This is a genomic window from Paenibacillus sp. FSL M8-0334 (assembly GCF_038000405.1).
Lineage (GTDB): Bacteria > Bacillota > Bacilli > Paenibacillales > Paenibacillaceae > Paenibacillus_AQ > Paenibacillus_AQ campinasensis.
The window spans coordinates 650,492-664,030 of record NZ_JBBOCH010000002.1 but is presented as its reverse complement, the minus strand read 5'-3'; the positions used below and the strand labels follow the sequence as shown (position 1 = coordinate 664,030).

9 protein-coding genes are annotated in these 13,539 nt (G+C 51.0%); 1 reads left to right on the top strand and 8 read right to left on the bottom strand.

Annotated features, from left to right (window positions below):
• Positions 1-10: 10 nt before the first annotated feature.
• The 3 genes from MKX64_RS17190 to MKX64_RS17180 form a co-directional block, all read right to left on the bottom strand.
• Positions 11-1,534: a glycoside hydrolase family 43 protein gene (locus tag MKX64_RS17190; protein ID WP_341036754.1), complete on the bottom strand. Its 1,524-nt coding sequence runs from the start codon at positions 1,532-1,534 to the stop codon at positions 11-13.
• Between the two features lie 45 nt (positions 1,535-1,579).
• Positions 1,580-2,620 carry an endo-1,4-beta-xylanase gene (locus MKX64_RS17185; RefSeq protein ID WP_341036753.1) on the bottom strand — a complete coding sequence of 347 codons (1,041 nt, stop codon included), beginning with the start codon at positions 2,618-2,620 and terminating at the stop codon, positions 1,580-1,582.
• A 98-nt stretch (positions 2,621-2,718) separates the two neighbouring features.
• Entirely contained in the window at positions 2,719-4,023 is a 1,305-nt protein-coding gene (locus MKX64_RS17180) for an endo-1,4-beta-xylanase (RefSeq protein WP_445670844.1), read from the bottom strand.
• Positions 4,024-4,328: 305 nt separating this feature from the next.
• On the opposite strand from MKX64_RS17180, the gene MKX64_RS17175 reads away from it, so the two are divergent.
• Positions 4,329-5,108, top strand: coding sequence for a helix-turn-helix domain-containing protein (locus MKX64_RS17175; RefSeq protein ID WP_330163948.1), 780 nt, complete (start codon positions 4,329-4,331; stop codon positions 5,106-5,108).
• Positions 5,109-5,216: 108 nt separating this feature from the next.
• Here the strand turns inward: MKX64_RS17175 and MKX64_RS17170 are convergent, their stop codons facing one another.
• The 5 genes from MKX64_RS17170 to MKX64_RS17150 all read right to left on the bottom strand — a co-directional run bounded on the left by MKX64_RS17170 (position 5,217) and on the right by MKX64_RS17150 (position 13,525).
• The gene (locus MKX64_RS17170) at positions 5,217-6,878 is read right to left on the bottom strand and encodes a glycoside hydrolase family 43 protein (RefSeq protein ID WP_341036751.1); all 1,662 of its coding nucleotides are present in this window, start codon (positions 6,876-6,878) and stop codon (positions 5,217-5,219) included.
• Positions 6,879-7,048: 170 nt separating this feature from the next.
• The gene (locus MKX64_RS17165; RefSeq protein ID WP_155617744.1) at positions 7,049-8,671 is read right to left on the bottom strand and encodes a response regulator; all 1,623 of its coding nucleotides are present in this window, start codon (positions 8,669-8,671) and stop codon (positions 7,049-7,051) included.
• Complete coding sequence (locus MKX64_RS17160; protein WP_095263830.1) at positions 8,664-10,415, bottom strand: sensor histidine kinase; 1,752 nt, start codon at positions 10,413-10,415, stop codon at positions 8,664-8,666. Before MKX64_RS17160 ends, MKX64_RS17165 begins: the two co-directional genes overlap by 8 nt.
• 86 nt (positions 10,416-10,501) lie before the next feature.
• The gene (locus MKX64_RS17155; protein WP_095397905.1) at positions 10,502-12,187 is read right to left on the bottom strand and encodes an extracellular solute-binding protein; all 1,686 of its coding nucleotides are present in this window, start codon (positions 12,185-12,187) and stop codon (positions 10,502-10,504) included.
• Between the two features lie 393 nt (positions 12,188-12,580).
• Positions 12,581-13,525 (bottom strand): carbohydrate ABC transporter permease, encoded by a 945-nt coding sequence (locus MKX64_RS17150; RefSeq protein WP_095263828.1) that lies wholly within the window; start codon positions 13,523-13,525, stop codon positions 12,581-12,583.
• Positions 13,526-13,539 lie beyond the last annotated feature (14 nt).

Below are 13,539 nucleotides of genomic sequence, written 5' to 3'. Positions count from 1 at the left end.
TTTACGTGCTCTACCGCTCGGCTTTTTCGTAACGAAAATAATCGAAGTCGGCATGGCCGCCGGTTTGCCTGGTCGCATAATAATAAAGCCCGATGCGATAACCCATAAAGTGATCCAAGGTATACCGCATGTTCAGCTCACCGCCGATCGGCATCCAATCAGCCCCGTCGACAGAATAATGAAAGGAGGCCACATCCTTGCTATTCTCAAAATCAAAATCAATTCTCAAATGTACTTCCCTGCCGCGGTACCGAACCGTTTCCAGCTCCTTCTCCCTGCCGTCCCCATCGTTCACGCTCATCGCTATGAACTTGTCGCCGTTCTCCGCGACCTTGACGCCGACGGTGCCGAAATGGCTTTGCAGGGCAACAAGCCCTGCATGATCACCGGGCTTCATACGCCCCGTGTCCAATAAGACAGTCCCCGTGCATGCCGGCCCTTCCGTGCGCTGCGTCAGCGTATTCCGGGCCTGCAGCACGCCCGCCGGTGCCAGGCTCCCTGTTGTCAGCCTTAGGAAACCGGGACGTTCGGTCACGGACCATAACCGATGATCCGGGTTGTGGTTCCATTGCCAATTCAGAGCCAGCTTATTCGATTCGTATTCGAATTCATCGCTAATCACGAGCGGCTTCGCAACGGCTTGCGGCAAGTCGACCTCAAACCGTTCCGGCACCTTGCCTTCGATACCGAACACGGGCCAATCCTCCTCCCAGGTTACCGGGACCAGACAAGGGATTCTTCCGACAGCATCATGATCTTGAAACAGCATCGCGTACCACTTGCCATTCGGCGTATCGAACATCCCCCCTTGGGCGATTCCCTTGTTATGGTAGCCGAGATCGTCATCCAATACGATTTTTCGTTCATAAGGGCCCAGCAATTCCCGTGACCGGTAACAGATTTGTCTGCGCCGGCCACTGCCGACCCCTGCCTTCGGCCATTCAATGAACAGTAAATAATAGTAACCGTTGATGTGGTAGGCATGGCAGCCTTCGCAGCGCAAGCCGATGCCCTCCGTTTCCGTTTCAAAGAGCCGTTGGTGAATTCCGTCCGGCATAAGGGCGTCTGCATCGGCGGTCAGCTCGGTGATGTAAATATCCCCGTTGCCGTAGATCACGAATACCCGGTCATCCTCAAAAAGCAGGCCCGGATCATGCCGCAGTCCATCAATGACGGATCGTTGCCACGGCCCCTGAATGACATCGTCCGTGCGGTACACATAAAACCGTCCGGTATCGTTGCTGGAGAAGCAAACATAGAATGTCCCCCGGTGATGGCGCAGGCTTGCCGCCCAAGAGCCTTGCCCGTAGATATTCTTGCCGCCTTCCAAACGATGGGCCTCGTTGTCTTCGAGCGTATCGTATACGTAACTGACGATCTCCCAATGCATCAAATCCTCGGACCTCATGATCGGACAGCCCGGCATGGAATGCATGCTGGTGCTGACCATATAATAGACGTCCCCTACCCGGATGGCATCCACATCCGGCACGTCCGCCCATATGACCGGATTCATGATCTGCGTTTTGTTCATCTGATGCATTCTCCTTTCAACCAATCGCGACAGCCGAAATACGACTTACGATCGTACATCTTGAAATGTTCTTACAGGATTGGCCTCCTTCAACAGGTTCCAATAGGATTCCTTTGGTTCATGGTTCTCGTCGAAGACGAACGGCCAATTTTTACGGCCCCTTACCGGAAAATGATCCAGCCAGGTATAATCGTCCGCCGCTCCCCAGAAGGTTACGGAAGCGATGCTGCCACTGTACTCCTTAAGCAGCCGGAACAATTGCCCGTAACGCTCCGCCTGGCGCTCAAGCATTTCTGCCGTCGGCGCTGCCAGATCGGTCCGCTTATCCTCATGTGCAAAAACGGATACGTCAAGCTCCGTTACATGCAGCAACATGCCAAGGCTTGCATATCTCTCGATGGCCCTGCGGATATCGTCAAGAGACGGAAACTCCAAATTCCAGTGGGCCTGAAGCCCGACGCCGTGAATCGGCACATCCTGCTCCTTTAACGATTTAAGGAGCGTGTAAATCTTCTCCCGCTTCTCGGGTACGGATTCGTTGTAATCGTTATAAAACAGCAGCGCTTGCGGGTCTGCCTCGTGCGCGTATTCGAAAGCCTTTGCGATAAAATCCTCCCCGATTGAAGCAAGCCACGGAGAAGAACGAAGAAGTTCGCCTCCGCCGTCAGCAACGGCTTCGTTCACGACATCCCAGGCATGGATGTCTCCACGGTAACGGCCAACCACCTCATGGATATGCGCTTTCATCCGCGCCAGCAGCAGCTCGCGGTCGGCCTTGCCGCCGGAGCTGTCTTGAAATACCCATTCCGGCGTCTGATTATGCCATACGAGGGTGTGTCCTCTCACCGACATTCCGTTTGATTTGGCAAACGATACGATCTCGTCGGCTTGCTCGAATGTGTACACCTCTTCCGATGGGTGCAATCGCTCGAACTTCATTTCATTTTCCGCCGTCACGCTGTTGAAATGGTGTGCCAATAAATCCTTTTGGGTCACCATCGTGATCGGATTCACGGCAGCGCCGATCTTGAAGCTATTGCCGTAAGCTTCATGGAGCTTGGGCAGCCTTTCCATGCTTCTGCTCATCACTCGTCTCTCCTTATCAACGTTATTTCGTAAGCGACATAAAGCTATAGACATTAAATCCATAAATGTTAGCCCGGCTATACGGAAACGTCCGCTTATCACTCAGATCTTGCCGCCTTAACAACGGCCCAAAACGCCGGTTTAGGCTGATGCTGTCTGTCGAATAGCAAAGGCGCATTGGTACGTGCGACCGGAAAACCATGAAGCCAGGTATGGTCGTCGGCGATACCCCAAAACACGACGCCGCTGAGAATGTCCTTATTTTGACGGAATGCCTTGAATAACTCGCCATAACGATCAGCTTGCAGGTTCAGGATATCCTGCGGGAGATCTTGGCCGTAATCACTGCGGTCATTCCATGCATAAATGCTCATATCGAGCTCAGTGACAAGATTGTCGAGGCCCAGCTCCGCGAATTTTCGCATCGAGGTGATGATGGAATCCACCGATGGGCCATAGATGTCAATATGCGTCTGATGTCCGACCCCGTCGATCGGAACACCTTGCTCCAGCAAATTTTTCACAAGCTGAAACAAAAGGTCCCTTTTCACAGGGTTATCCGTGCCGTAATCGTTAATATAAAGCTTCGCTTCGGGTCCTCCGGCTTCCCGCGCCGCTCGGAATGCCGTTGCGATGTAATCAGTACCGGCTATTTTATACCATTCGCTCGCGCGCATTCCGTCCGGATCCCCCGGTTCAATGACTTCATTCACCACATCCCAAGACGTAATCTCGTCCTTATATCGGCCGACGATCGTCCTTACATGGGTATCCAAGCGTTTCAGCAGCAATTTTTTGTTCGCTTCCTGGCGCTTGGGGTCTGTCTCATCCACCATCGGCTTGCCTTCCTCATCTTGGAAAAACCATGCCCCGACTTGGGTATGCCAGACCAACGTATGAAAACGGACCTGCATGTTGTTCTCCTTGGCAAATTCCACGATCCGGTCGGCATTTGTCCATATAAATTGACCTTCCGACGGCTGGATTGCATCCGGCTTCATGACATTCTCCGCCACCAGCCAGCGGACATGCTTCTTCAGCAATTCCGATGATGGACCGCTCGTCTGGTTCGGTTCGATCGCGGCGCCGATTGGAAAATCCTCCTCGAAGAGTTCATGCAGCGAGGGAATATCTTGCGATGCGGACGGCTGTGCCTGCGGCTCAGTTGACGCAGTTTGATTAGTGCCGGCAGGGGGTTCGGCATTCAGTTTTCCGTTCGACGCATCCGAATCCCCTGTTAGCTCCACTGCTCCTTCCCCCGGTTTTCCTGGGGCCTGACTTTCGGCGGGGGGCTTGTCACGGCTGCCCACTTGGGACAGGATTAACAGGACAACGACGGACGCTGCTACCGCAGCTGCCACTGCCGTGGCCGCCCATCGGCCGCGTTTAGGCATGCGATGCAAAGCATGACCTCCTTTCCACTTCGAGCAAGTGATAGGGATCCGGTGTCGGACCCGGCCCGAATAAATACAACTTCATATTAGCGCTTACAAATTATTGAAACAACCTGCCAAATTTGGGATCGTTCACCCGTCCAATCTCCGGTTGCCAATGTTCCTTGCTCATAGACAGGCCCCGTATTTTTCAGTAAGAAGTAAATATCGGTTAGAAATATAAAAATCGGCACATTGTGATCCGGCTTTCCGTTCCCCATAATGTTATCAAACCGTATGAAAGCGTTATTACAACGAAGTTGGGGGGAAGCTTTGTGCACGATGTCCTGTTTGTTGATCTGCAATCCCATGATGAAGCAACACCGGGAATCCCGCCGGATTGGAATGCGTTGAGATGCTCGCGGCGCCGCTGCGTCAGGTCCGCCTCGTCCGCCATGCAATTCATTGCTTTGGAGCCTTACACCTTGGTGATTATCCATGCGCTTGGCTCAGATTCCGAAGGTATGGAGTTATGCGCAAACATCCGGTGCGTAAGCCAGGTTCCCATCATTATTACCGGAGGCAGCACGGAGTTTTATTGGACCCGGAGAGCCTTGCAGCTGCAAGTTAACGATTATCTGCCTGCACCGTTCACGGTCGAAGAGCTCAACACTTGCTTGCGGATGATTTCGCCGGCACCCCCTTCTGGTGACGGGCATCCGGATAATAGATGGTCCCATGTCCATACGGAAAAGGAGGATCAGGTCATTCAAGAGGTCAAGGCATATTTGAAGGATTCGATGTATCAAAACATCACCTTAAAAGAAATTGCCGAACGTATGCATTTCAACTATTCCTACTTGGTGCAGAAATTCAAGTTCCACGAGAAGATGACGTTTAACGAATATCTGCTGCAGCAGCGAATGGAGAAAGCGAAATTCTTGCTGACGCATACCGACATGAAAATATACGAAATCGCTGACGCAGTGGGGTACAACGATATGGATTGGTTCTATAAAAAATTCAAGTCTTATGCTGGTATAAGCGCTAACAATTATAGAAAATTACATGGCTCCCGTACGGTTCCGGTTCCCGTTGCCTCTGGCCAGCACTAACTTGTACGTACATTTTTACCTGAAGCACTTATAAAAGGCGCCGCTTGACTCGCGAGCGCCTTAGCTTGCTATCATCACGTTATGAATGGACGGGCTGTATATATGCAGTCACAGCTCAAATTGCCATGCTTCGAAGTCAAATAACTTCTGATCCTGCTTTCCGGTAAATACGAAGTATAGATGATGAATGCCGGATGCGCCTGAAACTTCAATGGATATTTCCTGACGCTGTTTCGCACCGGATGCTGGCGGTACGTTCACTGTGCCGATCCGTTCTCCTTCCGGATGGTCCAGCCGAAGCTCCATGCTTCCTCCTCCTTCCACCCCCGAGACCCAAGCCGTAAACGCGGATGCTCCTTTTCCGAAATCAACATTGGCCACAGCGATCCAATCCCGGTCGTGGATGTCCGTGACCGCCAATATCGGGCTGTCCTGCGAGTCCTCAGCGGCAGTAGACGGATTGACTTGAATTCCGGCATTCCACGCCATCGTTACTGCCTCCGTTCGCTGGAAGGGATTGTGCGGCTGGACCCCCTCCACACCTTTCATGTCAGCATCTATCTCTCGGATGGTACCGTCCGTCTCGAAATAAACGCGGTTCAGATGGGTGGAACGATAGCCTTTCGGAATCCCCATGGACTTTGACAACGTTTGGGCGTGATAGGCAATATACCAGTTTTGTTGGAACTGAAAGATGGCGTGATGATTATTTCCTCCGACCCCGAAGAAATGCCCGGGATTTTTCAATATGGTCCCTTGATACGTCCATGGGCCCATCGGATGCTCACTGACCATATAGGCGATTTCGCCGGGAGGGGGACTGTTCTCCGGCCGCGTTCCTTCCGAGAAATTGGAGCAGTACGTATAGTAATACTTTCCGTCAAATTTGTTAATCCCTGAATCCTCGAACATATAAGGAGCCGGAATCGTGACGGCTTCGCCAAGCACGCTGATCATATCGTCGCCAAGCTGCATGACGCGAGCCGTATTCGGCATTTCGGCTTCGCCTTCCGGAATGCCGCCGCCAAAGTAGATATAGGCTTTCCCGTCATCGTCAACGAGCACGGCGGGATCAAATAGCCATGTGACACCTTCCACGCCCGGCGTGTTTCTTGTGATCAGCGGCTTTCCGATCGGATCCGTCCACGGGCCAACAGGGCTGTCGCTCGTCAGCACGCCGATGCCGCTGGCATTGTTGGCAAAATACAGGAAGAAGCGGTCCTCGCCGTCAATCACCTTGTGAGCGGCCGCTGGCGCCCACGATTGCGTTGCCCATGCGGCAGCGCCGGCCGGACCTGCGACCTGGATTGCTCCGTGATCGGTCCAGTTGACCAGGTCCAAGGAAGAAATGACGGACAGCTTGTTGATCGTGCTGTAGCTGTTGTCCTTGACATTCCCTTCACCGTCATATTCCAATGTGTCGTACGTGTTATATAAATAAACACGTCCGTCAACTGCCAGTGCATAGGGATCCGCACCGAATTTATGGGAGACGACCGGATTCCCGTTCGGAGGAATCTTGCCGATCGCGGCCGCATACGCCTCCCTGCGGGTGCTGTCCGCATCCCGGCTCACAACATTGCCTCCTTGATCCATCATTTCAGTTCCTGTTTGGCCGGCTTTAATTTCATCACTCATCTTGTCACTCAGCTCCTGATTAAACATTTTGGGATCGTCTTGGCCACGACTCGCCAGGCTTGCAACAACAACGATAATGCAAGCGAAAGCAAATACGGCAGATATGACCAGTAACGTCTTTCCGGGCTTCATCCTGAATACGCCCTCCTCCATCGTTACTTGGTGACCTGTCATTCCGATCTGTTCGGTCCCATCACGGTCGACATGAACGAAATTGTTTTGTAAAAAGTGTACCTTGGGGTAAGCGGGGCAACAACCGGACATTCCATCTGAAAACACCGGGCAAATGATAGGTTGCCTGCCTATTTTGCGAGATGGTCCCGGTACTCCTGTGGCGTTAAACCCGTCGCCTTTTTGAAGAAGCGAGTAAAGGAATGGGCGGCATCGTATCCGACTAAGGGCGCCACGTCCCTTACCTTCAAATCCCCTTCCTTAAGCAGCTCCTTTGCTCGCCGTATTCGGCACTTTTCGATATATTCCGAAAGATTGATTCCCCGTTCCTGCTTGAACAAACGCGAGAGATAGGAGGGATTAAAAAAATAGCGTTCGGCCAGATGCACAAGGGTGATGTCCTGATCCAGATGCTCCTCGATATACTGGCATACCCGATCAATGACATGCGCCGTTTTGCCTCGTTCATCCAGGCGCTTGAAATCGAAGATATCTTCGGCCGTTCGCCTCAAATACCGAAAAGCTTCCTTCATGGAATCATGACTTTCCAAATCCAGCAGTTTCCCCCGTTCACCGGTAGGGTCCTGAAGCTCAAGCCGGGTCAGCTTGGCATACAGCACAAGAGCGATAGAGTAATAGGCTTGTGCAGCATGCTGATGATGATCTTCTCCGTTCAGCACGAATTCCGACAACTGCTCCAATTCCTTCATGAATTCGTTCTCCCTTCCGGCCTCCAAATGGGCTTCCAAGATGCCCGCCTTATGGCTCGTCTCCACTCCTTCTTTGCAGTGAGGCGCCTGGGAAGAGTCGACTTGATCCTTCAAGATCATTGGGATCCCGTTGCCCATCTTTAACTGCTGGAGCTTTCGCAGTCGTTCATACTGCGGTGTTACGTCCTCCCACCGGCAGGGGTAGCCGCTTATGGTAAACGAAATGACAAGTCCTAGAGAATCCAGACAGGCTTCCTGGATCAGTTCTAGCGTCCCTTCCGAATAAATAACAAGACGATCGACGGATGGATTCTCGGACCGCGGCTGGAGCATCCATAATAAATCCCCATGTTTGTCCAGGACACCGATGCTTCGGACATGCTCATCCATAAAAGAATTCCAAATCAGTCTCACCGAGCGATGGTCGTTTTTCTTTTCTACATACGCTTTTCCTGCTGAATAAGCTACACGGCCAAGAGCCAGCAACACAGGGAGCTCCGGATCCAATCCGATGTTCAAGGCCCGGAAATCGCTCCGCATGGCTTCCTTGTCCTGTCCAAGCAGGCTGCTGTCCGCGACGAATTGCCGGAAGTATTCTCCCTGCTCCATCCATTCCAGCGCTTCGGTCTGCACGCGGGATTGCATGAGCCATTCATTCATCCGGTGGCCGCTCTCGATTTCATGAATGACTTCCTTCACGACCTCCATGACCTTATCGAAGCCTTCCGTCTTCAACAAATAGCGGACATTCGGCATCTGAATCGCTTGATAGGCGTAATCGAAATCGCTGTAACCGGTCAGAAAGATAATTCTGCACCTTGGCCAGAGCGCCCGGATGCTCTCCGTCAATTCCAATCCGCTCATGCCCGGCATGCGTATGTCCGTCAGGACGATGTCGATTCGCGTGCGCGACATCCAATTCAGCGCTTCCTTGCCGGAGTATGCCCGGCAAACGTCAAGGTTCCCGGGCATCCACTGATGAAATACTTCGTACAAACTGTTCGTAATAATCTCTTCATCGTCGACGACCAGCAGTCTATACATGTTCATTCCCCTCCGTCAGCCTGATTCGAATTTGGACCCGCAGTCCGTTCAATGGACTCCTTGATAAGACTAATCCGCTGCTTTCCCCATACGTCAGGGCAATTCGCCGATGGATGTTGATAAGTCCCGTCACTTCAGGAGATTCGGCAGATTCAGCTGTGCGTTCAAGCCGCTTATTTATCATGTCGATATCGTTATCCGTCAGCCCGTTCCCGTTCTCTTCAATCACGATGGAAGCTTCTTGGCCATCCAGATGAAACGACACACGCAGGAAGCCTTCTTCCTGCATCTTTTCGAGGCTGTGCTCATAGGCGTTTTCGATAATCGGCTGAATGATCAGTCGCGGCACCTTGATGGCCTCCATTTCCTTCGGCAGCTCGCCGAATTCTACGCGGATTCGCCTTGAGAATCTGAGCTTTTGAATCTCGGTATAAATGCGGGAATGCCTCGTCTCTTCCAGCAATGGAACGTTGTCCGCATCATTGCGGGTAATGAATCGAAAATATTCTCCCAGCATGTTCGTGAACAGCTCGATTTGCGTGACATCCCCCGTTTTGGCCAGGGAGCTCAGGATGAAGAAGCTGTTATATAAAAAGTGGGGATTGATCTGGGATTGGAGCTGTTTCAGCTCCGCCCTTTGCATCATGAGCTTGTGCCTGAAATTCTGGTCAATCAGATGCTGCAGCTTGATGAGCATCTGATTGAATCGATCGTACAAATAGCCGAACTCGTCCCTTTGTCCGTGCCTGATCCGGATATTAAACATGCCATCCTCCATTTTTCTGAAGCTCTGGACAAGCAGAAGCAGTGGTTTATGAACCAATTTGTACGTCGATACGGCATAGATGGCGATGGCTAAGAAGGTCGTGCCCGCAAACAGCCAAGCCCACACATAAAATTTACTTAACGGCCGCTTCACCGCCTCAGTGGGCAAGTACGTGAACACGGATAGATCCAGCTTGTCGGAATACGCCTTGTCGATCAGATACCTGCCTGTGCCGATATTCAGAATTTGACCATTCGCATGTTGGATGGCCTGCATGGCCTCTTTCATTAAACGATCCGCCTCTTCATGGCTGGCCAGGGCAAAGCCGGACGGCTCGGAGACGATAAAAGCCCCGCTTTCCGGATATACGCTGATTTGCATCAGGGATTCCCTGAGTTTGCTCGCATCCAGTTCGATCTGAACGATCAGAAGCGGCTCTTCCCCTTTTCGAGCCCCGTATTTGGCCGCCACAAGATGGAACGTATCGTCGATCTGCAGCAGTCTTTGATTGCCGCTCGCCTCACCTGCATAAACATCGTTATACCGTCTCGAGTCGAATGTATTCATCGCGGTCATGGCCGAAATCGTTTTATCCATACTGCGGATATGAATGAAAACATCTTTGATGTAGACACTGCTGTTTTTGATGGAGACCAGCCGCGGCAGCAAATAATGCAGACTTGCTTTTCTTTCGACCGTGCTCATCATATCCCATGTCAGCACCATTTTGTTCAGTTCACCATCCTGCAAAATATCGTATTGCTGAATTTCCAGCCATTCGATTTCCCGGTTCAACCCGTCCAGGTAGGCCGAAAGCTGCGCTTGCGTATTTTTGGATACTTCCTGGCTAGCGTATTGGTAACTCCAGTTATACAGATAAACGCCGAGTATGATAAGCGGAAGAATGACGAAGAGATAGGTAGCGACCAGCCGAATAAAGATGCTATTACGAATGGAATTAACAGGTAACTTAAGCAATTAAACTCCTCCGATGTGTGTGAATATGCATGTTAATTGGCCGCCTGTCAGCCTCTAAGGCCAACCGTGCGGGTGTGGCTCATTTGTTATGGACGGCTTTTTTTGTCCTCATGCCATTGATTCACTTCAGCCGTAATGTCAGCACCGCCAAGCCGATACCATTCCTCCACGAACCGGTCGAATTGTTCTACGGGCTCGCCGAGTATGATATTGACGAAATAATCATGCTGAAGATTGTCCAGAATCGTTTGTTTTTCAATCATCGTTTCAGTCGGCGCGCCGGCAAAAGCATCGAACAACAACTGATGGTTATCCTCGTATTGGTCGAGAATACTCATCGCACCGGACGGCCCGTAGATCTTCTCCCAACCCCAGCCGGATTCGCCGTCTTCTTTCTTATCCAAATATCGATCGATTCGACCTTGTATGAATCCGGGCTCGCCCTGTAACTGAGACGTCGTGCCCTGACGACGCGCTTCGGCGATTTGCCGGTATGCCTTGAGATTTTTATCAGCAGGGAAAGGAGTCACGGGAGATAGGCCCCACACGGGCGAGGAATTGTTGTAGTAAGTCCCGTAATCGGCTGTTTTGCCCCAATTTTTTTCAAGATGCAAATTGAACATTTTGAGAATCGCCTCTGGGTGAGCGAAATCCTTCCTTACGGCGTAAAAATAACTTGTCGTAAATTTAAGAGGAACCCTCCTTGCCTTGCCAGAGTCAGTAACAATGGGAAAGGCCTGCCACTCCGCATCCGGATCGCCGCTGCGGCTGGACTGAAGCATGAATGCTCCCCATTGCTCGCCATAGACCATGCCGATCTTCCCATCAGCAACGAGCTGTTTAGCTTTGCTTCCGTTTTTAAAAATGAATTCACTGTCGATTTCATGATTGCGATACATATCCTGAAGCGCCTTGAGCGCCTGTTTCACTTCAGGCTGAATGCCTCCGTATACGAGCTTGCCACTCTCGTCTTCAAGCCATATGTTCGGGTAAGCTCCATAACCGGCCATGAATCCGGTTAAGCCCATGATAGGATCCCACAAATAGTGGGTAGCTGCTATTCCATAGGTGTCTTGTTGGCCATTTCCGTCGGGATCCCCTTCTGTAAACGCTTTCGAAATTGCCAGGACGTCATCCATTGTTTTCGGTGGCAACAGCTCCAATCGGTCCAGCCAATCCGTTCGAATCCACAGAAACATCGCCTTTTCAATGGAGGAATCGGTCTCCGGGATGCCCATCAGCTTGCCGTCGATCATGCCGGATTCCAAGGTACCGCTCCCTTCTTGACGGTGAACTTGCTGTGTTAACGGCGAAGCATATTCCTTGTAAACCTGCGTCAGATCCTGAATCAGACCGGCATGGCTCAATTGCCTTAGCTGCTGGGCATTCACCTTAACGATATCGGGAATGTCTCCTGAAGCCAGCATAATATCCAGCTTCTTGTGGTATTGTTCGCTTCTCACAGCCCATTCGTATTTGATTTGAATGCCCAGAACTTGTTCGTACAACTGACTCCATCGATTGTCCTCCAGCGTTTCATCCGGCAATGCCTTCAGCATATCTTCCAAACCGTCACCGATTTCTCTCACCAGCGTGACTTCGATCGGCGGATGATAGGCGCTTAATGACTTATCGCTGTATACGCCCTCTCCCGGTGTTCTCCTATCCGGATTGGGGTCGATACCGCCGTTTTGGTGACAAGACGCCAGTGTGGAACCAAACAGTAAAGCACTTAGCACGACTTTGGAGAAGTTCTTTACGATGATCAGCAACAGAAAACACCCTTTCCTATCGATTAATTGTATTATTATACTTTAAAGGCCAAGGCCCACAATAATCATTTTTTTACTTTCTATCCCAATATTGACTTGTTGTTTCGTTCAAATCCCAATATATTCCACCCTCTTAAACCAACCCTTTGATTGTTCGATAAATTCGATCGAGCCCTAAAAGATAAGATATCTGCAAATAAACAACAGCCAACCCCAAGGACAGATGGGGCTGGCTGCGATTTTCATATATTAAGCGCAAGGAACTCTTTTACTTGAGTGTTGGCTTCGGTATTTGGGCTAACGATACGTAATAGATTGGGGAGGGATGACGATCAACAGCATAGCAACGAACAACAGCCAATTTTATTGCCAAGCCGTATAATCATCCGTGATTTAACCCACGATGCCCGTACGCTCGATACTTTCCACGAAATAGCGCTGAACGAACAAATAGATGACGATCAAGGGAAGGATGGCCAGCAAAATGCCGGTATCCTGCACCATACTCAAATAAAAAGGGTCCGCCTTTGACGGATCGCTGCCCAGCATAATGGACAGATTGTACGGCAGCGATGACAGCTGGGTGGACATGACTTTGCTTGAAGTCAGATACGTCGTCGTGTAGAAGCTGTCGTTCCACTGCCAGACGAAGGAGAACAACGTCGTGGTAATGATGGCAGGAATCGCGTTCGGCATCATGATGCGGGTAAAGGTGGTTCCGACGCCCGCGCCGTCAATATAAGCCGCCTCCTCCACCTCCTTCGGAATGCCGCGGAAGAATTGCCGGAAAATAAAAATGTACAAGCCGGCTTTAAGCGAATTGGCGGTCAGCGAAGTCAGAATGAACGGCCAATAGCTGTTCAACAGGTTGACGGACTTGCCGGTGAGGAGCGGAATCAGGCCCATCAGCGTAAAATCCTTCAGATTCAAATAAATCGGGATGAGAATCGTGGTTGGGGGCACCAGAATCGTCAGGACAACACAGGCGAACAAAAGCTGGCTGCCCTTGAATTTCAAACGGGCAAAGCCGTAACCCGCCAGTGCGCAAGAAGCGGCCGTCAAGACCGTCGTCGTCGTCGACAGCGCAAACGTGTTGAACAGCGTTTCCCAGTAATCCATAATGCGGATCGCATCAAGGAAATTGCTCATTGTGAAATTTTCCGGAATCCATACGACGACCGGTGAATAAAGATCGGCCTTGTCTTTGATGGCCGTCGAGATTTTTTGCAGAATCGGATACAGAATGACAAAGGACAAGCCAGCGATCAATGTTAAACGTATGAAAGACCAGAGCCATCGTTTCCAGCTTTCGAGCGATAGCCACCGAGAAACCGACATTGCATTCACCTTCT